The organism is Bradyrhizobium sp. USDA 4451, from assembly GCF_054822585.1.
The window spans coordinates 5,923,124-5,943,545 of record NZ_JBTRCH010000001.1 but is presented as its reverse complement, the minus strand read 5'-3'; the positions used below and the strand labels follow the sequence as shown (position 1 = coordinate 5,943,545).

The 20,422-nt window shown below is 64.8% G+C and carries 20 protein-coding genes and 3 pseudogenes; 13 read left to right on the top strand and 10 right to left on the bottom strand.

What is annotated here, in order from left to right; translation table 11 throughout:
- The first annotated feature begins 16 nt into the window (after positions 1-16).
- The 4 genes and pseudogenes from ACVMB0_RS27420 to ACVMB0_RS27405 form a co-directional block, all read left to right on the top strand.
- On the top strand, positions 17-580 hold the full coding sequence (locus ACVMB0_RS27420; RefSeq protein WP_456754619.1) for a hypothetical protein: 564 nt from the start codon (positions 17-19) through the stop codon (positions 578-580).
- Between the two features lie 166 nt (positions 581-746).
- Positions 747-1,016: pseudogene (locus ACVMB0_RS27415) on the top strand (hypothetical protein); the annotation flags it as partial.
- Between the two features lie 23 nt (positions 1,017-1,039).
- A complete protein-coding gene (locus ACVMB0_RS27410) occupies positions 1,040-2,173 on the top strand; it encodes a tyrosine-type recombinase/integrase (protein WP_456754620.1) in 1,134 nt (377 codons plus the stop codon).
- A 38-nt stretch (positions 2,174-2,211) separates the two neighbouring features.
- Positions 2,212-3,285, top strand: a pseudogene (locus tag ACVMB0_RS27405) (ComEC/Rec2 family competence protein); the annotation flags it as partial.
- On the opposite strand, the gene ACVMB0_RS27400 reads toward ACVMB0_RS27405, so the two are convergent.
- The 6 genes from ACVMB0_RS27400 to ACVMB0_RS27375 form a co-directional block, all read right to left on the bottom strand.
- On the bottom strand, positions 3,282-3,509 hold the full coding sequence (locus ACVMB0_RS27400; protein ID WP_461348269.1) for a hypothetical protein: 228 nt from the start codon (positions 3,507-3,509) through the stop codon (positions 3,282-3,284). The pseudogene ACVMB0_RS27405 and the gene ACVMB0_RS27400 overlap by 4 nt on opposite strands.
- A 157-nt stretch (positions 3,510-3,666) precedes the next feature.
- Complete coding sequence (locus tag ACVMB0_RS27395) at positions 3,667-4,095, bottom strand: hypothetical protein (RefSeq protein WP_456754622.1); 429 nt, start codon at positions 4,093-4,095, stop codon at positions 3,667-3,669.
- Positions 4,096-4,371: 276 nt separating this feature from the next.
- A complete protein-coding gene (gene lexA, locus ACVMB0_RS27390) occupies positions 4,372-5,076 on the bottom strand; it encodes a transcriptional repressor LexA (protein ID WP_076857656.1) in 705 nt (234 codons plus the stop codon).
- 243 nt (positions 5,077-5,319) lie between these two features.
- A complete protein-coding gene (locus ACVMB0_RS27385) occupies positions 5,320-6,531 on the bottom strand; it encodes a molybdopterin molybdotransferase MoeA (RefSeq protein ID WP_461348268.1) in 1,212 nt (403 codons plus the stop codon).
- A 25-nt stretch (positions 6,532-6,556) separates the two neighbouring features.
- Positions 6,557-7,183, bottom strand: a complete 627-nt coding sequence (locus tag ACVMB0_RS27380; RefSeq protein WP_461348267.1) for an HAD family hydrolase — start codon at positions 7,181-7,183, stop codon at positions 6,557-6,559.
- Positions 7,184-8,705: 1,522 nt separating this feature from the next.
- Positions 8,706-8,891, bottom strand: coding sequence for a hypothetical protein (locus ACVMB0_RS27375; RefSeq protein ID WP_456754625.1), 186 nt, complete (start codon positions 8,889-8,891; stop codon positions 8,706-8,708).
- A gap of 769 nt (positions 8,892-9,660) precedes the next feature.
- On the opposite strand from ACVMB0_RS27375, the gene ACVMB0_RS27370 reads away from it, so the two are divergent.
- The 3 genes from ACVMB0_RS27370 (at position 9,661) to ACVMB0_RS27360 (ending at position 10,484) form a co-directional block, all read left to right on the top strand.
- Complete coding sequence (locus ACVMB0_RS27370) at positions 9,661-9,909, top strand: hypothetical protein (RefSeq protein WP_456754626.1); 249 nt, start codon at positions 9,661-9,663, stop codon at positions 9,907-9,909.
- Between the two features lie 39 nt (positions 9,910-9,948).
- Positions 9,949-10,176, top strand: coding sequence for a hypothetical protein (locus tag ACVMB0_RS27365; RefSeq protein ID WP_456754627.1), 228 nt, complete (start codon positions 9,949-9,951; stop codon positions 10,174-10,176).
- Between the two features lie 179 nt (positions 10,177-10,355).
- Complete coding sequence (locus ACVMB0_RS27360) at positions 10,356-10,484, top strand: hypothetical protein (RefSeq protein WP_456754628.1); 129 nt, start codon at positions 10,356-10,358, stop codon at positions 10,482-10,484.
- A gap of 475 nt (positions 10,485-10,959) precedes the next feature.
- Here the strand turns inward: ACVMB0_RS27360 and ACVMB0_RS27355 are convergent, their stop codons facing one another.
- From ACVMB0_RS27355 to ACVMB0_RS27345, 3 genes are all read right to left on the bottom strand, one after another.
- On the bottom strand, positions 10,960-11,688 hold the full coding sequence (locus ACVMB0_RS27355; RefSeq protein WP_456754629.1) for a Crp/Fnr family transcriptional regulator: 729 nt from the start codon (positions 11,686-11,688) through the stop codon (positions 10,960-10,962).
- A gap of 186 nt (positions 11,689-11,874) precedes the next feature.
- Positions 11,875-12,537 (bottom strand): response regulator, encoded by a 663-nt coding sequence (locus tag ACVMB0_RS27350; RefSeq protein ID WP_456754630.1) that lies wholly within the window; start codon positions 12,535-12,537, stop codon positions 11,875-11,877.
- The gene (locus tag ACVMB0_RS27345; protein WP_461348266.1) at positions 12,534-13,952 is read right to left on the bottom strand and encodes a HAMP domain-containing sensor histidine kinase; all 1,419 of its coding nucleotides are present in this window, start codon (positions 13,950-13,952) and stop codon (positions 12,534-12,536) included. The genes ACVMB0_RS27350 and ACVMB0_RS27345 overlap by 4 nt, the downstream gene beginning before the upstream one ends.
- 240 nt (positions 13,953-14,192) lie before the next feature.
- Between ACVMB0_RS27345 and ACVMB0_RS27340 the strand changes: the two genes are divergently transcribed.
- From ACVMB0_RS27340 to ACVMB0_RS27330, 3 genes are all read left to right on the top strand, one after another.
- Positions 14,193-15,131, top strand: coding sequence for a DUF3280 domain-containing protein (locus tag ACVMB0_RS27340; protein WP_461348265.1), 939 nt, complete (start codon positions 14,193-14,195; stop codon positions 15,129-15,131).
- 108 nt (positions 15,132-15,239) lie between these two features.
- Positions 15,240-16,151 carry an amino acid ABC transporter substrate-binding protein gene (locus ACVMB0_RS27335; RefSeq protein WP_461348264.1) on the top strand — a complete coding sequence of 304 codons (912 nt, stop codon included), beginning with the start codon at positions 15,240-15,242 and terminating at the stop codon, positions 16,149-16,151.
- Between the two features lie 402 nt (positions 16,152-16,553).
- Positions 16,554-16,847, top strand: coding sequence for a hypothetical protein (locus ACVMB0_RS27330; protein WP_461348263.1), 294 nt, complete (start codon positions 16,554-16,556; stop codon positions 16,845-16,847).
- Between the two features lie 67 nt (positions 16,848-16,914).
- Here ACVMB0_RS27330 and ACVMB0_RS27325 read toward each other — a convergent pair.
- Positions 16,915-17,100: pseudogene (locus ACVMB0_RS27325) on the bottom strand (hypothetical protein); the annotation flags it as partial.
- A gap of 331 nt (positions 17,101-17,431) precedes the next feature.
- On the opposite strand from ACVMB0_RS27325, the gene ACVMB0_RS27320 reads away from it, so the two are divergent.
- From ACVMB0_RS27320 to ACVMB0_RS27310, 3 genes are all read left to right on the top strand, one after another.
- Positions 17,432-18,067, top strand: coding sequence for an oxidoreductase (locus ACVMB0_RS27320; RefSeq protein WP_461348262.1), 636 nt, complete (start codon positions 17,432-17,434; stop codon positions 18,065-18,067).
- A gap of 13 nt (positions 18,068-18,080) precedes the next feature.
- Positions 18,081-18,734: an oxidoreductase gene (locus ACVMB0_RS27315; protein ID WP_461348261.1), complete on the top strand. Its 654-nt coding sequence runs from the start codon at positions 18,081-18,083 to the stop codon at positions 18,732-18,734.
- 186 nt (positions 18,735-18,920) lie between these two features.
- Entirely contained in the window at positions 18,921-20,279 is a 1,359-nt protein-coding gene (locus ACVMB0_RS27310; protein WP_461348260.1) for a S41 family peptidase, read from the top strand.
- Positions 20,280-20,422: the final 143 nt, after the last annotated feature.

The following is a 20,422-nucleotide window of genomic DNA, read 5'->3' as shown; positions in this document are numbered from 1 at the left end:
AAGGAGTGGAATCCAAATGACCCAGGCTGACAGCGTGCTTAGCACGCCACCCTTAAGCACGTCTCCACAAACGGCAGCGGACTCCGCTGGTGCGCTCTTCCTCAAGACCGACATTCCCCCAGAGCAGATATTCAAGACCATCTGGCGCCTGCGCCGCGAGGCCATGGACGAGATCGCCAGGCTGATCCGGTTTCTCGACGACACCGATAATCACATGGAGCGTGAGCCGGACGACGACGAACCGTGGCTCGGCTTCCAGGAAGCGTATCCAGGTCTCGGTATGGGAGGTGGAGGCGACGATCGGGAAATTGACCTTGGGACCTTCGACCGCATGATGGACCAGACACACGCGGGCCGGCAGTACTTTGTCGAGGCGCCGGCAGCCCCCGACGCCGAGCACGATACTGCGGATATTGAGCCGAGCCTCGGCAGCCTTGACCAGAATGACAGTCAGGAGCGATGGGCCGTGGGCGGGCAGCGCGATCTCGAGAAGGATCCTGCGGAGACGGGCATCGGCGACTATGACGGCTTGCTCGAGCAGGCGGGGACGCAGGACCCGTTTCAGGGGACTATCGCCTGAAGGCTGATGCCTTGGCCCGCCGGTGCAGCCGGCGGGCCTGTTGCCCCGATCTCACCACTTCGTGAACGTTTCACAGGGGTGCAGGGCCGGAAAACTTGGATACCGACCCATTGAATACACCCCCGGCGCCGCGTCAGCATCGATGCATTGATTTGCCCCATGGCCAATGGGAAAGCGCGGAATCCACCCCTTCATTGGGCCTCGGTTTCGCGAAATTAGCGAACCACGTGCGCTGTGGCTTGGCCGGCCGAGCGCCCAATGGAGCCTATCTGACGTGATCCCCCTGACGCCCAAAGAGACCGCCATGCGGCTCGGCATTACCGTCGAGCAGCTTGCCGCGTTCACGTCAGACGGCGAGATTGCCTACATCAACGTCGGCCGCGGTAAGAAGCGTCCGCGCCGACGATACACAGAGCAAGACATTCAGGAATTTCTGGAGAGACGCCGCAGGAGGGAAGTGTGTCTGTCTACCGCGACAAGCGTTCCCCGTACTACCAATTCGATTTCCAGCTCAACGGTCATCGGTTTCATGGCTCAACGAAATGCACGTCGCGCAAAGACGCCCTCAAATTCGAGGCCGCAGAACAGGAACGGGCCAAGAAGCTGATAAAAGCCGCCAGCCGCGCGAAAGCATCGCTCGCGATCGACGATGTGGCCGACCGTTTGTGGAATGATCAGGCGCAGTACGACGCTGAGCCGAAGGCGACTGAAACAAACCTTGCGCGGCTGATCGAATATTTCGGAGAGGCCAAATCGCTGACGGACATCGACCACAAGGCGGCCAAAGAGCTTGTGGCCTGGCGCCGTGGTCATCGGGTGTCGCGGCGCGGCAAGCGGACCAAGAAGGAAGAGGAGGCATTACCGCTAATCTCCAATGCCACCGTGAACCGCTCGGCCACCAAGGTCCTGCAGCGGCTGTTCGCCTTTGCCAAGGCTGAAGGCGCGATCTTCGAGGCCGAGCCGAAATGGGATGAGTTGATCCTGCCCGAGCCCGAGGAGCGGGTCCGTGAATTGAAGAGCGAGGAAGCCGACGCGATCGATGAGGCGATGCGCGACGACTACGGCCCGTTCTTCGACTTCGTTCGCGCTAGTGGCATGCGGCTGAAGGAGTGCGTGACGTTGCGGTGGGCGGAAGTGGACTTCGGCGCCAAGCAGATCGTGAGACTTGGGAAGGGCGGCCGGCGCGTGGTATTTCCGATCACCCCGGCGGTCCGGGAGATCCTGTTCCCGCTGCAGGGACAGCACACCGAGTTTGTCTTCACCTATGTCGCCGTCTACGGCAACAAGCGGCTGGGCCGGGTGAGGGGGCAGCGCTATCCCTTGACCTATAACGGAGCCAAGACAGCCTGGCAGCGTCTCCGAGCCCTTTCCGGTGTCGCCGATTTTCGCTTCCACGACTTCCGCCACGACTTCGGGACCAAGCTCCTGCGGGACAGCGGCAACCTTAAGCTCGTGCAGAAGGCGCTCAACCACCGCGACATCAAGAGCACGCTGCGATACGCCCATGTGTTGGACGAGGACGTTGCCGCAGCGGTCGAGCGGCTCGCGGAGTCCCGGAAAAATCCCCGGAATAAAGTGCAGAAGATCAGCTAACCTGTTGGGAATGCGAATGATATCGGAATTGGCGTCTAACCTTCCAGATGTCGTTCGCCGCGACGCTCGGGCTGGTGGCGCTGGTGCAGATCGGGCTGCCGAACCTGCTGGCGTCGCCGGATCATTCGGCGACCGCGCGGGTTGCGCTGTGGGGCGGGCGCGAGCTGACGATGCTGATGCTGGCTTCCCTCGTGGCAGGGCTCGCGACGACGCCCTATGCCGCATTTCATTTCCATCGCGTGACGCCGTACGGACTGCTCGCCAACCTCGCGGCGATGCCGGTGGTGTCTGCGGTCGTGATGCCGGCCGGCCTGCTCGGGCTCGTCGCGATGCCGTTCGGCTTCGACGGCGTGTTCTGGGCGATCATGGGCTTTGGCATCGACTGGATGATCCTGGTGACACAATGGGTCGCCGCGCTGCCCGGCGCGGTCGGCCGGATGGCGGCGTTCGGGATCGGGCCGCTGATCGCAGCCAGCGCGGGCCTGATCCTGCTCGGGCTGCTGCGCACGCCGCTGCGCTGGTCGGGTGCGGTGCTGCTGGTGGTGGCCTCGGTCTGGGCGCTCAGGGTGCCGCAGCCGGACGTGCTGATTTCCGCCGATGGCCGCAACGTCGCGGTGCGCGGCGGGGACGGGCGGTTGCATCTGATGCACAGCGCCAAGGATGCGTTTTTGGTCAAGGAGTGGCTGGCGGCGGACGCCGATGCGCGGACCGCCACTGATGCATCGCTCGGCGAGGGCGTCTCCTGCGATCCGAGCGGCTGCGTGGTCCAGGGGCCCGGCGGCGCCTTCGTCGCGCTGGCCAGCCGGCCGGAGGCGCTGGCCGATGATTGCGAGCGCGCGGCGCTGATCGTCACCGCCCGGCCGGCGCCGCGGGGCTGCGCGGCCTCGGTGGTCGACGCTGAGCGGCTGCGGCGTCACGGCGCGCTGGTGCTGCGTCGGACCCGTGACGGCTACGCCATCGATGCGGTCAAGCCCGGCGGGATCGACCGGCCATGGTCGCCTGCGGTTCCCGGCGACGGCGAGGCCGAGGCGACGCTCCGCGCCCCCGCCACCGCGCCACGGCCGGCCGTCGACGCCACGCCGGCGGAGAGCGATCTGCAGGGTGAGGATTAGCCGGGGTCTGGCGAGGGACCGGCCGGCAATTCGAACAGGCCGAGATGGTATTCATCGGAATCGGGGCCGGCGTCGGGCTTCTTGACGAGGGTGAAGGACGCCTCGGGGAATTGCTGCCAGACCTTCAGGTCGTCAGCCGTCACCGTCAGCCAGCCGAACCGGAACATGTAGCGGCCCGGCTCCGTGACGCGTCCAGCCTTTTGCCATGTGACCTTATCGACCACCGAGCAGGTTTCCGTGAGTGCACGTCCTCTGCGCCAGATGATGCGCCAAGGCGGCCGCCGACGCAAATCTCCTGCCGCGCCCCGGAACCCGACGTCCGGGGTCGCTCGAAATCGTTTCGGTCACTCGCCGCCGGGTCATCCTGCGGCGACGATGCGTTCAACCCAAAAACAGCGACGCAAATGCGGAGGGCCGCCGCTCCACAACCTTCGGCTTCTGCGCGACCGGCGGATGCAGTGCCGGCAATTGCAGCACGCTGACGCGCTGTCCCTCGACGAGCTGGGTCACTAGCACATGGCTGCCGTCGGGGAATTCGACCGCATCATGATGGCGATCCGGCACGTCGGGCTCGACTTCGTTGAACACGCCGACGCGGAAATTCAGCGTCTTGGTCCAGATCCAGCGGCTGTCGTAGCGAACGTTCTCGGCGAAAGCGAGCTCGGTGCCCGGCAGCATGCAGACCGCGACAGTCGGATCGTTCTCCGACGCAAAGCCGCGGGTCGACGTGCCGCGGAAGGTCGTGGTGATCAGCGTCTCTCCGACAATGGCGGGGCGCGATGCCACGGCGTGCAGACTATAGTCACACATCGGATGGCTCCTCAAATGGAGGTAGCGACCCGTGCCTCTCCTTGAGGCATAGGGCCTCTACCAGAGTGGACGATAGCGAACGAGTGTCAGCTCGTTTCTGGGCGATTGTACGACTCGCCCGAGACCGCCTCAATCACAAACACGCGACACTGCGTGAGAGGTATCGGAGCGCATCGAGCAGGCCGCATGCCGCGCTATCTTCCAAGGAACGATCCGATCTGTCGCTCGTTCCTCGCCGCCGCAAGTATTTGCCTCGCCGCCGCAACTATTTGCAATTCAGTACTTGCGATAGAGCCCGATCAGCTTGCCCTGGATGCGGACCCGGTTCGGCGGCAGGATGCGCACTTCATAGGCGGTGTTGGCCGGCTCCAGCGCGATCGAAGCGCCGCGGCGGCGGAAGCGCTTCAGGGTCGCTTCCTCCTCGTCGATCAGCGCCACCACGATGTCGCCGGTGTTGGCGACGTCGTTGCGCTGGATCAGCGCCATGTCGCCGTCGAGAATGCCGGCATCGACCATCGAGTCGCCGCGCACCTCCAGCGCATAATGCTCGCCGGAGCCGAGCATGTCGGGCGGCACGCTGATGGTGTGGCTGCGGGTCTGCAGCGCCTCGATCGGCGTACCGGCAGCGATCCGGCCCATGACCGGGACCGCGACCGGTCGATTGCCGTCATCCTCGGCGATCGGCGGCGTAGAGGTGCGCTTGCCGAGGGTGCCTTCGATGACGCTCGGGGTGAAGCCGCGGCGGCCGTTGCCGCCACCGGCCGACAGCTCGGGCAGCTTGATGACTTCGATGGCGCGGGCGCGGTTGGGCAGGCGGCGGATGAAGCCGCGCTCCTCCAGCGCAGTGATCAGGCGGTGGATACCGGACTTCGAGCGCAGGTCGAGCGCATCCTTCATCTCGTCGAAGGAGGGCGGGACGCCGGCCTCTTTCAGACGTTCATTGATGAAACGCAGAAGTTCGTACTGTTTGCGCGTGAGCATCTCGAGTATTCCCCCGGTTGATAGCGTCGTTCGATTCCGAGACTCTTCGGTGGGATCTGCAGACCGGGCCTGACCAAGGGAGCATGGTGCTTGCTGCAAGCGCTCCTGGGCGGCCTCCCGATTGTAGACACCAGTACTCGAAACAAATCATGAACGGACACTATATGTTCGATATGTGTTCCGCAACCACTTAATTTCCGGTGAACACGCCCGGCGGCGCACAATCGCCGCGGTGAGAAAACCCTATTCGGGCAGCATCAGGATCTCGCATTCGCTGCCGGCGACGGCGGCCGGCGCAAACGGCGGACGCACGAGAAGTGCGCGTGCCGCAGCGAGATTCCCGAGCAGCGAAGAATCCTGCTGCATCACGGGCGTTGCGATCAGCGTGCCGTCGTCGCGCGTCTCGAGACGCGCGCGCAGATAGTCCTCGCGCTGGTCGTTGGCAGCGAGGTCGCGGCCGAGCAAAGCGGTCGCGCGGCGATGATGAATCGCTTTTCGGCCGCTCAGCGCCCGAATCAACGGCACCAGAAACAGGAAGGCGCAGACGTAGGACGACACCGGATTGCCGGGCAGGCCGATCACCCGCATCGCCTCGAGCCGGCCATGCATCATCGGCTTGCCGGGCCGCATCGCGATCCGCCAGAACGCCATCGCGACGCCCTCGGCCTCCAGCGACTGCTTGACCAGGTCGTGGTCACCGACCGAGGCGCCGCCGGTCGTGATCAGGATGTCGGCTCCGGTGTCGCGGGCCCGGCGGATGCCGGCCGTGGTGGCCTCAACCGTATCGGCGGCAATCCCGAGATCGATGGTCTCAGCGCCTTCGGCACGCGCCAGCGCCCGCAGCGCATAGCCGTTGGAATAGACGATCTGGCCGGGTCCGGGCTGCGAGCCCGGCATCACCAGCTCGTCGCCGGTCGCCAGCACCGCGACCTTCGGCCGGCGGCGCACGGCGAGTTCCGGATGGTTCATGGCGGCGGCCAGCGACAGCGCGCGGTCGGAGAGGCGGCTGCCGGCGGCGAGCAGAACGTCACCCTCGCGGAAGTCGACCCCCGCGGGGCGGATGTGCCGTCCGACGGCGGCAGCCTCGCTGATCGTGATGTGGTCGCCGTCGACGGCGGTGTCTTCCTGGATGATGACGGCGTCGGCGCCGTCGGGGATCACGCCGCCGGTGAAGATCCGCACCGCTTCGCCTGCACCGACCGTGCGCTCGAACGGCCGGCCGGCGGCGACTTCGCCGATCACCTTGAGTCGCGCCTTCAGGTCAGCCGCATCGGCGGCGCGCACCGCATAGCCGTCCATCGCCGACATCGGCTGCGGCGGCTGAGTGCGCCGCGCGGCGAGGTCGCGTGCCAGGGTGCGGTGATAGGCGGCATCGAGCGCGACCATTTCCTCCGGCAGCGGTTCGGCGCCGGCCAGGACGGCGGACAGGGCATCGGCAACCGGCATCAGGGCCACGCTCGGAGCTCCTCAAGTCCAGGGTTCAAATACCGAGCGCGGTCAGCGCCCTTGCCACGTCATCCGTCGATGTCACGTGGACGGCATGAAGGCCGCGCGCCCGCGCGCCTTCGATATTGGCGGCCAGGTCGTCGAAGAACAGGATCCGCGACGCCGGCACGCCGATGGCTTTTACCACATGATCGTAGGCCGCGGCGTCGGGTTTCCGATGGCCGATGCTCGAGGACAGGAACACGGTGCGGAAATGGCTCAGCAACTCGGCGTGGACAACCGAGAAATGCGCGACATGGGCCGGATTGGTGTTGGAGAACGCATAGAGCGGCATCCGCTTCGCCGCGGCCGCGAGCAGGGGGGCGATATCGGGCATCTCGCCGGTGAAGATCGCATTCCAGCCTTCGAGGAACTGCGCGTCCGTGAGGTCGATGCCGAGCGTCCGGCGCAGGTTTTCGAAGAACGCCGCATCGTCGATCCGGCCGATCTCGTGATGCTTGAAGCTGTCGTCGACGACAAAGCGGGTGGCGAGGTCGGACGGCGCGCAGCCGGCATGCTGCGCCCAGTGCGCCATCACCTTGTCAAAGTCGATGTCGAGCACGACGCGGCCGATATCGAACAGCAGCACGTCGACGGAATCGGGGAGGGGGTGCGAGGTCATTGCGTGGAACCATGTACGAAAATTGCGGGCAGCCGGCAATGTCCCCGATTTGTGCGGGAGGCATGCGACTGATGTGCTGACACTGGCTCCCGCTCGGTCCATAGCTTCGCATGCTCGCGCCACAATTTCATTGTCGTCCCGGCCTAGTGCGCAATTGCGCACGGGGGCCGGGGCCCATAACCACAGGGTTGTGTTGTTGAAAACAAGCTGTGGCCCCAGCGTCGCGCAACAATTCGCTTTTGGGGTAATGGGTCCCGGGCCTTCGCCGGGACGGCGGCGAATGTGTGGCGCCGCTTGTGAATCATACGTCCGCATTCTCGCGACATGATTTGTCCGAGTCTTGCTTCTCGTTCCGCCCTCTCCGTTGGTGAGGGCGCAGGGAAAGCCGGGTGCCGATCGCACCCATGGGCCCCGAGCAATGGGGTAGAAAGCTCGGGGGTAGGACCACAGGTGTAACCGGAGCAATCCGGCTTTCCCTGCGCGATGGCTTACGGCTTATACGTGCTCTCCCCGGCGAGACTTGGCTTTGTTGTCACCGTCTTCGCAACGCGCATTGCGCAATCGGAAAAGACACCTGCCACTAGGGCGTCAGGCCTGCACGATTTCGCCGTCCGCCTCATGCGCGTTCGTCAACTGCGCATTCGGCGTCCACCGCATCTCGACCCGCGTTCGTGACGACCGCGAAGCGCCCCTCGTGTCGGGTGAGACGGGGAATTCATACACCGAGTTGCGCTTCGGATAAAGCGAAATATTTTCGCACACGGTGATTGACAGGTTTTGCTGAGTTGCCCGTCGTGTCCGGACCGCAACACCCTGCAAACACATCGCCGTCCGACGTGTGCCCTCAGCGGGCTGCACCCTTCTTCTCCAGGCGTCCAGGGAGCGGCCGACGTCGATAATCGCGCCCCTCGCTGGGCCGTCTCTTGTCGGGCGATCGCTCATTAGGAACGACAGCACCTGGCACCGCGTATTGGATAACAAACGCCACCCAACAGGAACGGCAGGTCGGCGTTTCCGGTGCCCTTGGCTCTGTCCCCGAGCCAGGGGCACACCTTCGTGGTCTTCAGGGGCGTGTCATCACCGCGCCTAATGTGTCGTAGGCGGCGATATCGTTCCAACGACTTCCATGTCTTCTTTCCGCACAGTCACCCAGCGTCCTGTCTCGGCAGCGATCTTTCGAGCTATTCTTACAGCGGCATCCTCGTCCGCCAATTCAAGCATGATGATGCTGCCTTTCCCCGAGAAGGCGTCGGGGTTTGAAATGTTGATGATGAATAGGGGTCCTTTTGGAAGGATCATCGGAGTGCCCCAGCCCGCAGAAGCCAGCATCGCATCACGCGATACCCTGTGCTTTCGTGCGCGGCGACACCGTGCAACCGCTACCAAGTTCCCGCCTTAACCTGGTTAAAGTACGTGGGATGTCGCGCAACTCGAAAATGGAGCTTTCGCATCGGTCCAGCAATCATGTTGCTCCGGTCCGCCCGCCGACGCGTTGGACGCTTTGCTTGCAAACCGTACGGCTTCACTTGCTTGGATGCTTCTCAATGGTCGCCTTGGCCCTGGCGATCGCCTCTTGAGTGCTCTGGAAGGTTTGCGTTCTGATCGGAGGACCGCCCGCAAGAGGCGTGATCTCGACGAGGAAGCCGCCGCCTCGCTGCTCGACGATCGTTAGACGATGACCCTGATATTCGATCGGCTCGGCTGACATTTCGGATGCCGTTTGGACGATGGATGCGCGACAAGCCTATGAAGGCATTGCAGCCCCCGGGGTTGCCAGGAACTTCTCGATCTCGAGGGCACGCCGGGCTTCAAGTGACTTCCTCAGCATGCGTTCACGTTCGGCTCCAGGCGGCAAGCCGCTTGCCCTGGTCCTGGCCGTTTCGGCAAGCTTTAGCAGTCTGAAGGTCAGTGACGTCGTTTGCTTAACCCGATTTCGTCGTTTCTTTCCCATGGCGTTCGGCCCGCGCGAACAATTGTCGCGCGAATTCGGCCACCAATGGCCTTGCATGGCATCTACATAGGTTAATCCAGTGCTGGCGGAATTTTTGCTGCGGGCAGGAACCAACTGGCGCGAGCATGCGGGGTGACGTGGCTGACGGCGTGTTCGGTCAGGGACGACGAGAGCCGAAACGTTCTCGTCGCTTCACGCCCGTTGTTTCTGAAATCCGAATTGGTGGAGCGGCCGCTGTTTGGGGCTCAGCGAAATTAGGACATGGCTTCTGACATGCATTTTTAAATGCGGGTCTCGGAGACGAGATGCAAACTGCGGGGATGTTGACACCTCATCGAATGGACAGCGTGGAGATGGGCTTTCTCGGCTTTGCCGGAATGTCATTCATCGCGCTCGTCGCCAGCGTGAGCTGGCTCCTGACCGGGTGACGCCGAACACGATGGACGAACGGACCTTGGCCTCAGTGTGGTGCCCACTCGCTGGGGCCCTTTCTTTCCGAGCTCCCTGGACTGGAGGCGGGTGAGGGATGCCCCACCTGGATGCTTGCCTGGGAGTTCTGCGCCGACTGATCGCAGAAGGCGACGTGAACCGCATTGCGCTGGCCGAGAGAGCGGTCAACGAGTATTGGGACGCGACCTTGCTTGGAGCCAGGAGGAGCGGACTCCGGCTCCTCCAGCAAGACGTGCTGACGCAGCTCAATGCCGTTGTGGGAGATCAGCGCGGCTTCGCCGAAACGGTGAATGCTTACATCGAGAAAAAGCTAGGCTCGGCATAACCCGGCCAGGGTCGCCGGATCGCCCCATCGAGCGCTTCCGTGCCACTCGATGCAAAACTTGTTTCCTCCCTGGCGTCATCCGCCGACGGTCTTCTCAAGGGCGACCAGCAAGCCGAAGACCGATCCCGTCACAGCGAGGAAGGCAGCAAAATAGTAAATGCGGTACATGACTGGTCGATCTGTTCCGGTCTAGCCGAGGAGATTGAATTTCGCCCAAGCGTTCCTCAGTGGGCGTTCCCGAACGCGATGCGCCGCAAGATCGGTTGAGCTACCTCGCCGCAATCGACTGTTGCACGCCATGTCGGTTCCTCGTCTCGCTTCATCGCCGGCCGTGCGCGAGCTCTGCAGGCGACGCTCATCGAGACCGGTCGTTCCTCGAACGCGAATGGAACAGTCGGCAAACCAATGTTTTTCCGTACATGGTTGGATTCGTTTGGAGGCCACCCATGCGGGACGATTATGACATCTTTGCCCACTCGGACCTTTGGTTGGCTGCGGTGGTTGCCTGCGCGCCCTCGATATTGATCGTCACGCTGATGATCATGTCGCTGATCGAGCCGCAGTTCCCCGGTTGAGGTTTCAATATTGGGTGGTCGCTCAAAACAAGCGTTCTCGGCCGACTCGTTTTTTGCCGGACAGCGCTCACATCCTGGAAAGCGCCAAACCGAGATATGCGATCAGCGCCCCGGTGCTCAGAATAACAACGACGAGCGCCTGCTCTGAACGTGCCTGTAGGGTTTTGCGGGTCACGGCGTTGACGCTCCATCTTCGAAATCATTCGATCCAACTAATTGTGATCAGTTTCCGTTCCGGTTCCTTTCCAGGAACTTTCAACGATACGGACGAACGCGGAAATAAGGCCCGCATCGTCAAACCCCGTACGATTCCGGTACTCCGAACGGGCACGAGAAAGTGTCGGGCGCGAGGTCTAGGATGGCGTGACCAAGTTGCTCTGGCCTCAGCGTGTGTACCCCCTCGCTGGGGCCTTTCTTTGCGCAGCCGATTGACGCTGCCGCCGTCTTGAAGGTCTAAAAGAATCTCGGTTGCCCGTCACACGGATGGGTGGAGATGGAGATAGTGGGGATCGAACTGGCCGCGTTCCTCCAGCCCCGCGCGGTCGAGCAGATTGAAGGCGGCGCGGTCTATCTCAATCAGTCCCTCGCTTCGAAGTTCTTGCAGAACCCTGTTGACGTGCACCGTCGACAGGGCCAGGCAGTCGGCGAGTTCGGCCTGCGTGATCGGAAACCGGAAGGTCTCGCCCGAGGTCCGGCCGACCGCCTCCAGGCGGCGCCGCATTTCCGACAGCAGGTGGGCCATGCGCTGAGTGCCGGTTCGGCGGCCGACATTGAGGATCCATTCCCTGAAGATGGACGCGTCGATCAGCGTCTCGCGCCAGAGCGCGGCGGCGATGTTCGGGAACGCCGCGTTGATCCGCTTCAAGGCCTCATGCGGGATGAAGCCCAGCGTGCAGGGCGTGAGTGCGACCAGATCGTGGTCCATGATGCCGAGGTGGAGGCTTTGAAGATCCGGAATCTCCCCTGGAATATGCAGTGACAGGATTTGTCGCTGCCCATCGGGCGTCGACTTGGCGCGGAACACGAAACCGTCCGCGACCAGGCAGCATTGGGTCGCTCTCTGCCCGTCCGCCACGATGATCTCGCGCGCGCGGACCTCACGCCTCTGAATCGGGAGTGTCCTGAGCGCCTCGATATCCGCTTGATCAAGCCTGTTGGATACGCAGATCTTGCGCACCAGTGCGTCCGAGAGAGTTTCAGCCATCGTCCCGGTTCCCTGTCACTTGAGCCAGGACGATCAGGGAGGTCCGGCTGCTTCGGAGGGCGCGGGCGCAACCGGCGCCCGAAGGTCATTGCCGACGATGACATACAACAACCGGGATGGGAGCCGCGTTCCAGATGAGGACGCGCTCTGTCGCTGGTCGAACGGCCCAGGCACAACCAACCGGGCTCAGCACTCGCCCAGATCGATCCGCGTCAGGATGCCCTGCCGCAGCGCGAGGCGGACCAGCTCGATATCGGTGCCGACGCCGAGCTTGTCCTTGACCAGGGAATGCAGGTTGGCGACCGTCTTGGGACTGAGGTGCAGCGCCCCGGCGATCTCCTCGGTGGTTTTCTCCGCGAGCAACATGCGCAGCACCTCGAACTCGCGCGCAGTCAAGAGGTCGGCGGCGGCGGTCTCGCCGGCGAGGCGGCTGAGCGCGAGTTGGTGGTCGATGTCAGGACTGATCGCGATCTTGCCGGACAGCGCATCCATCACGGCGTGCACCAGCGTCTCCGGCGGGCTGGTCTTGGTGACGTAGCCGCTGGCGCCGGCGCGGATCGCCTGCACGGCGAAGGCCGCGTTCTGGTGCATGGTGAACACCAGGATTTTTGCGTGCTTGTCCCATTGCCGGAGGCGCCGGATGGCTTCGATGCCGCCGATGCCGGGCATCGACAGGTCCATGATCACGAGGTCGGGCCCGGTCTCCTTGTAGAGACGATAGGCCTCGGCGCCGCCGGAGGCTTCGGCGACGACACGGAGGCCCGGCTGCTTCTGCAGCATCGACCGGTAGCCCTCGCGCACGACGGCATGGTCGTCGACCAGCATGATGGTTCGCGCTGTATTGCTCATGCCGCGTATTCCACCGGAGCGACGCCCGGGCCGGCTGCGACGGGAACGGTGACGCGGAGCGAAGAGCCAGCGGGCTGTCCGGTCTCAAAGCTCAGCCGTCCGCCCAGCGCAGCGACCCGTTCGCGCATGCCGAGCAGGCCCATGCCGGACTTGATCGGGGAATCGCCGGGCCGGCCGTCATCCTCGATCGCCAGCGCGATTTCGCCGGCATGGCCTGGCGCGGCCTCGCGCATCTGAAGCCGCAGCGTCACGCGGGTGGCGCCGGCGTGCTTGGCCGCATTGGTGAGTGCCTCCTGGACGATGCGGTAGAGATTGGCGCTGACCGAGGTGGGAATGCGCTCGAACGATCCCGCCATGGCGATCTCGAATTGCGGCGCTCCCCGGCTGCGGCCGTTCCAGCCGGCGATCAGGCCCTCGAGGCTCGCCGCAAGTCCGAGTTCGTCGACATCGGGCGGGCGTAACCGGAACAGGGCGCCGCGCAACGTCTCCATCATGTCGGTCGCGGTCCGCGCGATGCCGTCGCATTCGGCGAGCAAAGGCGGACAATCCTGAACCGCGGTCAGGCGCGCCGAGGCGGCGAGCGCGCGGATCGCGGCCAGCGATTGCCCGAATTCGTCATGCAGCTCGCGCGCGAGGTGCCGGCGCTCCTCGTCCTGCACCAGGATCAGTTTTTGCGTCAGCGCGCTGCGCTCGGAGAGCGCGGTGGCGAGGCGTTCGGCGAGCTGGTTGAAGACGTCGCCGATCGCCGACAGTTCGGCGAGGTCGAATGGCGGCAGGCGCGCGGCGAGGTCGCCTCTGGCGATCCGCTCGAGCCCGTCGCGGATCAAACGCGTCGGACGCAGCGCGCGCGCCAGCGCCGCATAGACCAGCGCACAGAGCAGCGGCAGTGCGATCAGCAGCGCCGCCATCAGGCGACCGGCATCGTGCCAGGCCTCGGCGGTCAGCACAGCCGGATCGACCCAGACCACGGCCTCGCCGATCACTTGGCCGATCGCCTGGCCGCGCGAAACCACCGGGCGGACGGCTTCGCGGCCGGGATCGAACAGGCGGCGATAGAGCGCCGCGAAGACCTGCGGCGGCGCGGCCGCATCGGTCTGCGCCCCGCCGCAGAAGCGCTGGCTGATCTCGCCGCTGGTGCTGCGAAAGGCCAGGCACAGGCCGGGCGCCATGACCGAGCCGGCAACGCTGTCGAGATCGGGGAATTCGGCGCGCGGGTTGTTCAGCCACTGGATCTTGCTCTGCTGCAACTCCAGCGTCTTGGCGGTGACGTCGGCAATGGCCGCGATCCTGGCGCGCACCGCGCGATCGGACTCGATCAGGAAGTAGCCGGCGATGGCGGCAAAGCAGAGCGCCGTCACCGCGGCCACACACAGCGTCAGCCGCAGCTTCAGATCGCTTCCGGACCAAATCCACATCGGCGCATCCTCAAGGGGTCGCAGACGGCCGCTGGCGCCTGGTCGCGGGCAGGGCCGTCCCGCATATTAAACGGCAGAACGGAAGCGCCGAGAAGCGCCGCCATGGGCGTTCTTCGGCCGCGGATCGTCGTCGTGAAATTTTCCCGGCGTCGGCCGGGAGGCGCGCCGCTCCGGCGCGCAGGCCCGCCGGCCTAGATTGCGAGCGAGCCGCCCGCACCAACAGCTGAAAGGCCACCGACCATGCGCCAGTCCCGCCTCGTCTTGCTCTCCGTTACCCTGATCGGCCTGCTGGCCGGAATCTGTCCGCTGCGCGCCGGCACCGCCGGGGCGGCGGCGGGGGCCCCGCTCGGCGTCAGCATCGACGATTTCAGCTATCTCGATACGTCGGGCGAGGTGATCGACCAGGCCGCCGCGCACCAGAAGCGGCTCGAGGCACTGGTGCAGAAGCTGCGCGCCGATGTCGCCGCGGAGCCGCGCTATCGGCTGGTCGCGCCCACGGCGCCCGCGGGCGAGGCCCGGATCAAGGTGATCGGCGGCGTGCAGAAGATGAGCACGTTGGTCCAATGGGCCAAGGTCGCGGTGATCGACGTCAGCGCGAGCCAGGTGCTGTACGAGAAGCTCTATACGTTCCGTGGCGACACCGATGAGGCGTGGGACCACGCCGCGATGTTCGTGTCGCGCGAGGTGCGCGACGCCCTCGCGGCGGCGCTGCCGCCGGACGCGGCTGCCGCTGCGGCACCGACCGGGCTTGCGGTGTTCGAGTTCGAGCTCGAGGATACTTCCGCGACACCGGTCGCCGGGGTTGCCGGCTCCGACCTGGCCACTCTTGCCGAGGTGACGAAGGGCGTGCGCGACCGCATTGCGCAATCCGGGCGCTACCGCCTGGTCGACACCGGCGCGGTGACCGCCGAGCCGGTCAAGGCGCGCGCGCTGCGCGACTGCGACGGTTGCGAGGCGGCGATTGCGCAACAACTCGGCGCCGATCAATCGCTGATCGGCGTGATCAGGCGGGTCAGCCGGACCGAATACACGGTCGGCTTCCAGGTGCGCGATGCCCGCAGCGGCGCGGTCGTCGCGCGTGGCGACAGCGGCCTGCGGATGGGCGCCGATTATTCCTGGACCCGCGGCGCGGTGCATCTGATCGGCGACCGCCTGCTGGACGGTGGCGCGCAGCGGTAGGCCGACCGACCATCGCAAACTGCGATAGCTGCTAGACACGGCGTTATCTGGTTCCCGGCTCATCTGTGCGCTATCAGGACCGCCTGATCCCCGCACAGGAGCCGCAAGATGCGTTTGCCCGCCGTCCTTTTCGCTCTCACGCTCGCCGCAAGCCCTGCGGCGGCCGAGGAGCTGTCGGGCACGCTGCAGAAGATCAAGGAGACCAAGAAGATCACGCTCGGCTTTCAGGAAGCTTCGGTTCCGTTCAGCTATCTCGACGACAATGCGCGGCCGATCGGCTTTGCGCTCGATATCTGCCTGAAGATCGTCGACGCGGTGAAGCAGCAGCTCGGCATGCCCGATATCGCGGTCGACTATCTGCCGGTGACCTCGTCCAATCGCATCCCGCTGATGGTCAACGGCACGCTCGATCTGCACTGCTCGGCGACCACCAACAGCGCCGAGCGCCAGAAGCAGGTGACCTTCACCAACACCCACTTCCTGAGCGCGACGCGCTTTGCCGCCAAGAAATCGGCCGGGATCAACGGGATCGACGATCTCAAGGGCAAGTCGGTCACCGCCGTGGCGGGCTCGGTCAACCTCACGCAGCTCATCAAGGTCAATACCGAGCGCAAGCTCGGCATCAACGTGCTGCCGGCCAAGGACCAGGCCGAGGCGTTCCTGATGCTGGAGACCGATCGCGCCCAGGCCTATGCGCTCGACGACGTCCAGCTCGCGGTCGCGATCGCGCGGTCGAAGGAGCCTGCGCTCTACATGATCAGCGAGGAGGCGTTCTCGAAGGCGGAGCCGTTCGGCATCATGCTGCGCCGGGACGACGCGCCGTTCAAGGCGCTCGCCGACCGCGCCACCGCGGAGCTCTACCAGAGCCCGCAGATCGGGGTGATGTACAGCAAGTGGCTGGAGCAGCCGACGCCGCCGAAGGGCATCAATTACAACGTGCCGATGTCGCCCGCACTGCGCCACGCGTTCGCCCATCCGAATTCGAGCTACGATCCGGATGTGTATGAGGTTGCGAAGTAACCCGCATGGACCAACGGGTCGCGCGAACGGGCGCTCCGCGACATGCGGGTAAGGCCCAGGTTGAGTCGATGGAGCGCCCCCGGATTTCGCTTTCGCTCATCCGGGCTACGTTTCGTGGTTGGAAACGGTTTTCCGCGTCAAGCCATGGATATTTGGAACGGCTTTTCGCGCCCGCGGCGAAAAACGAAATAGCGTCTCATACACTTCGGCCGCTGCAGGACATTCTGGACGAGTTCGCCCGTCGCAGCGACGACTTCGCCGCGAACGTAGCCCATATGGGCTAAGGGCTTCCGGTCAACCAACTCAGCTGCGCGTGGAACTTCGCTGCTTTGCGACGTAAGCACTGGGACTGAAGGAACTGCCGCGGGACTCGATGCCGTGCTGCCATGCGGAGCGGGACGGTTGCAGGCCGCGCCAGGACCGTATCATGATGACGTCAATCAACTCGTGTCGAATGCGACTCGAGCGGGACCGATCGCCGTCGGTGCCGGCCATGTGTTTGCAGCGGGTTTCTTTCTTGATGCCGATTGTTGTTCGGAGCCGACATTGAATCACGACGCATTGGCCAAGCTCACCGTCACCGTCATTGTGCTGGTCGCGTTGCTGGTGTGGCGCGTTGCCGACCAGAAGAGATCGGTCGATTGCGGAGCCGGCTGCCCGACCGACGTCTCCGCAATCCGCAAGACCGCTCAATAGCAAGACCGCTCGTCGCGCGAGTGACGTCTCGCGCGGCGCCGCTCCGGTTGACCTCAACGTCACTCGCTCAGCGTTTTGCCGGCGGACCGCTCTTGTTGCCGGGCAATCCCTTGACGTTTGACGGATCCTGCTCCCGGACGTGCAGGTTTTGCGAGCTCGAGCCAACCGTGCTCTGGTCGTGAGCCGCCGGTCCGTTCTTGTTGCCCGGCGCCCCGCTGATGCCGGTGCCGGAATTCTGGGCGCTCGGAGATGTCGCGGCCTCCGTGGAACCCGTCGTGGCATCGGGGCGGCCCGGAGGCGTGGCGGCCGCTCCGGGACGCTGCTGGTCGCCGACATAGCCGGATTCACCGGAGTTGCGCGTCTTGGCGCCCTTGTCGGCCTCGTTTTGCAGGTTCTGCGCGGCCGCGAACGGCGCCGTTGCCATGGTGGCTGCGATGAGCAGCGCGATCGTGCTGGTCCTCATGAGAGTCCTCCCTGGGTTGCCGGGGACAACACGTTTCGCGACGATCATTTCCTGTGCGCGGAGGAATTTGTCGCGATGGAACACACGATTGCCGACGAGCCCGCGCTGCATCGGTGGGACAATGGCTGCTTCCGCGTGCTCCGCCGGCCCCTATCGGCCCCAGCGCAGCGCGTATATCGTCGGCGGCAAATACAAGATCGACCCGGCGCGCCCGGGCCCGTCAAATGAGGAAGCGATGTCCGAGACGCTGCTGTTTTCGCCGATGACCATCCGCGGCGTCACGCTGAAGAACCGCATCGTGGTGCCGCCGATGCATCAATATTCGGCCGAAAAGGGTTTCCCGACCGACTGGCACCTGATGAATGCCGGCAAGTTCGCCGCCGGCGGCGCCGGTCTGGTGATCGTCGAATCGACCAAGGTCGAGCGCCGCGGCTGCGGCACGGTCGGCGATCTCGGCATCTGGGACGACAAGTTCATCGCGCCGCTCAGCCGCCTCGCGGGCTTCATCAAGCAGCAGAACGCGGTCGCCGGCATCCAGCTCGGCCATTCCGGCCGCAAGGCGCGTGCGAGCCGGCCCTGGGAGGGCGACCGTCCGCTCGAACGCTCTGCGGCGATCGAGGATTGGGATGCCTGGACGCCGGTGGCGCCGAGCGCGATCGCCCATAGCGAGCGCTGGCCGGTGCCGCGGGCGCTGGAAACGCACGAGGTGAAAGACCTCGTCGCGGCCCTGGGGGCAGGCGGCGCGGCGCGCCCATGAAGCCGGGTTCGAGGTGCTGGAATTGCACGGCGCCCACGGCTATCTCGTGCATGAATTCCTCTCGGAGCGTTCGAACCAGCGCAGTGACGCATATGGCGGCACCGAATCGAACCGGATGCGCTTCCTGATCGAGGTGACGGAGGCCGTGCGCGCGCACTGGCCGGAGCACAAGCCGCTGTTCGTGCGGCTGTCGGTCGAGGACAATGCCGGCTGGGGTCCGGAGCAGAGCGCCCGGCTGGCGGGCATCCTCAAGCCCAGGGGCGTCGATGTGATCGACTGCTCGTCGGGCGGAATCAGCGAGATGGCGCCGATCCTGGGCAAGGAGATCAAATACAACTATCAGGTGCCGCTGGCGGAATATGTCCGCACCCACGCCGATATCATGACCATGGCGGTCGGCTTGATCATTCACGGCGACCAGGCCGAGCGGATCCTGCGTGACAAACAAGCAGATTTGATCGCGGTCGGCCGGGAAATCCTCAATAACCCCAACTGGCCGATGGATGCGGCATTGAAACTCGGGGTTGAAGGGCCATTTCGCAATGTTCCTCCGCAGTTTGGCTATTGGTTAGGCACCAGGGCCAAGCGCGGATTCGGCACCCGGCCCTCGACCTGGCAGAACGGATTGCTGGAAACTGGCCCAGAGGCCGACCGGGAGCTGACTTGAGGCCGGCCAAGTGCCTGACTAAGTGCTGATTTGGCGCCGATCGGGGCCTTGTGACAGGACCGTAATGGTCCGGTGACGAAGCGGCCTTGATCCGACCAAAAAGCCGTTGTGTGGTGCCCCGCGTCGGGGTGAGGCGGGCCGAATGTTGCGAAACGTTGCCGGCCGATAGCGAAGGGATCACGGATAATGCGCAAACATGTTGGCTTCTTCCTCGGGACGGTTGCGGGAGCGTGTCTCACCCTGCTCGTGGCCTCGCCGCAGGGGGCGCATCTGTTCGCCGTCGCCAATGCCGCCGCGCATTCCGACAACTCCAACACCTATTCGCAGCTCAACCTGTTCGGCGAGGTGTTCGAGAAGGTCAAGACCGACTACGTCGAGAAGCCCGAGGACTCCAAGCTCGTCGAAGGGGCGATCAACGGCATGATCTCCTCGCTCGATCCGCACTCCCGCTACATGAACGAGAAGGGCTGGGCGGAGATGCAGGAGACCACGCATGGCGAGTTCGGCGGGCTCGGCATCGAGGTCACGATGGAGGACGGCTTCGTCAAGGTGGTGGCGCCGATCGACGACACCCCGGCCTCGCGCGCCGGCATCATGTCGGGCGACGTGATCACCTCGATCGACGACGACCAGATCCAGGGCATGACGCTCGATCAGGCCGTCAACAAGATGAAGGGCGCGCCCAACAGCTCGATCCGGCTGAAGATCGTGCGCAAGGACGCCGACAAGCCGATCGAGCTCTCGATCACCCGCGAGATCATCCGCGTCCGCCCGGTGAAGTATCACGTCGAGGGCAACGACATCGGCTATATCCGGATCACCTCGTTCAACGAGCAGACCACCGACGGATTGCGCAAGGCGATCACGGATATCCAGAAGCAGGTGCCGCAGGACAAGCTCGACGGCTATGTCATCGACCTGCGCAACAATCCGGGCGGCCTGCTCGACCAGGCGGTGTCGGTGACCTCGACCCTGATGCAGCGCGGCGAGGTGGTCTCCACCCGCGGCCGCAATCCGGAAGAGACCCAGCGCTTCACCGCCCATGGCGGCGACATGACCAAGGGCAAGCCGCTGGTGGTGCTGATCAACGGCGGCTCGGCCTCGGCCTCCGAGATCGTCGCCGGCGCGCTGCACGACCACAAGCGCGCGACCCTGATCGGCACCCGCTCGTTCGGCAAGGGATCGGTGCAGACCATCATCCCGCTCGGCACCGGCAACGGCGCGCTGGCGCTGACCACGGCGCGCTACTTCACGCCGTCGGGCCATTCGATCCAGGCGCTTGGCATCAAGCCCGACATCGAGGTGCTGCAGGACGTGCCGGACGAGTTCAAGACCCGCTCGGAGATCAAGGGCGAGGCCTCGATGCGCGGCCATCTCTCGGCCGAGGGCGCCGAGCAGACCGGCTCGCAGTCCTATGTCCCGCCGGACGAGAAGAACGACAAGGCGCTGGCCGCGGCCTTCAACCAGCTGCGCGGCGTCACCGTCAACGCCGACGCCAAGAACGCCGACACCAAGGCCGCGCAGAAGCGGCCGGTGCCGAACTAGGCGCTGAGCTGTGTAGCCCGGATGGAGCGAAGCGAAATCCGGGACCGGTCTCCCGGAGGCGAGGTCCCGGATTGCGCCGAGCCTGTCATCGGGCGCGCGTTGCGCAGCTGCCGTCGCAGGGGTGTGCTGCCAAAATATGGAAA

What these genes read in the sequence shown, in the direction of transcription:
- ACVMB0_RS27420 (WP_456754619.1), top strand. Translation starts at nt 17, where the DNA reads ATGACCCAGGCTGACAGCGTGCTTAGCACGCCACCCTTAAGCACGTCT.
- ACVMB0_RS27395 (WP_456754622.1), bottom strand. Translation starts at nt 4,095, where the DNA reads ATGTGTGACTATAGTCTGCACGCCGTGGCATCGCGCCCCGCCATTGTC.
- lexA (WP_076857656.1), bottom strand. Translation starts at nt 5,076, where the DNA reads ATGCTCACGCGCAAACAGTACGAACTTCTGCGTTTCATCAATGAACGT.
- ACVMB0_RS27380 (WP_461348267.1), bottom strand. Translation starts at nt 7,183, where the DNA reads ATGACCTCGCACCCCCTCCCCGATTCCGTCGACGTGCTGCTGTTCGAT.
- ACVMB0_RS27375 (WP_456754625.1), bottom strand. Translation starts at nt 8,891, where the DNA reads ATGTCAGCCGAGCCGATCGAATATCAGGGTCATCGTCTAACGATCGTC.
- ACVMB0_RS27370 (WP_456754626.1), top strand. Translation starts at nt 9,661, where the DNA reads ATGCCCCACCTGGATGCTTGCCTGGGAGTTCTGCGCCGACTGATCGCA.
- ACVMB0_RS27360 (WP_456754628.1), top strand. Translation starts at nt 10,356, where the DNA reads ATGCGGGACGATTATGACATCTTTGCCCACTCGGACCTTTGGTTGGCT.
- ACVMB0_RS27355 (WP_456754629.1), bottom strand. Translation starts at nt 11,688, where the DNA reads ATGGCTGAAACTCTCTCGGACGCACTGGTGCGCAAGATCTGCGTATCC.
- ACVMB0_RS27350 (WP_456754630.1), bottom strand. Translation starts at nt 12,537, where the DNA reads ATGAGCAATACAGCGCGAACCATCATGCTGGTCGACGACCATGCCGTC.
- ACVMB0_RS27345 (WP_461348266.1), bottom strand. Translation starts at nt 13,952, where the DNA reads ATGTGGATTTGGTCCGGAAGCGATCTGAAGCTGCGGCTGACGCTGTGT.
- ACVMB0_RS27340 (WP_461348265.1), top strand. Translation starts at nt 14,193, where the DNA reads ATGCGCCAGTCCCGCCTCGTCTTGCTCTCCGTTACCCTGATCGGCCTG.
- ACVMB0_RS27335 (WP_461348264.1), top strand. Translation starts at nt 15,240, where the DNA reads ATGCGTTTGCCCGCCGTCCTTTTCGCTCTCACGCTCGCCGCAAGCCCT.
- ACVMB0_RS27320 (WP_461348262.1), top strand. Translation starts at nt 17,432, where the DNA reads ATGGCTGCTTCCGCGTGCTCCGCCGGCCCCTATCGGCCCCAGCGCAGC.
- ACVMB0_RS27310 (WP_461348260.1), top strand. Translation starts at nt 18,921, where the DNA reads ATGCGCAAACATGTTGGCTTCTTCCTCGGGACGGTTGCGGGAGCGTGT.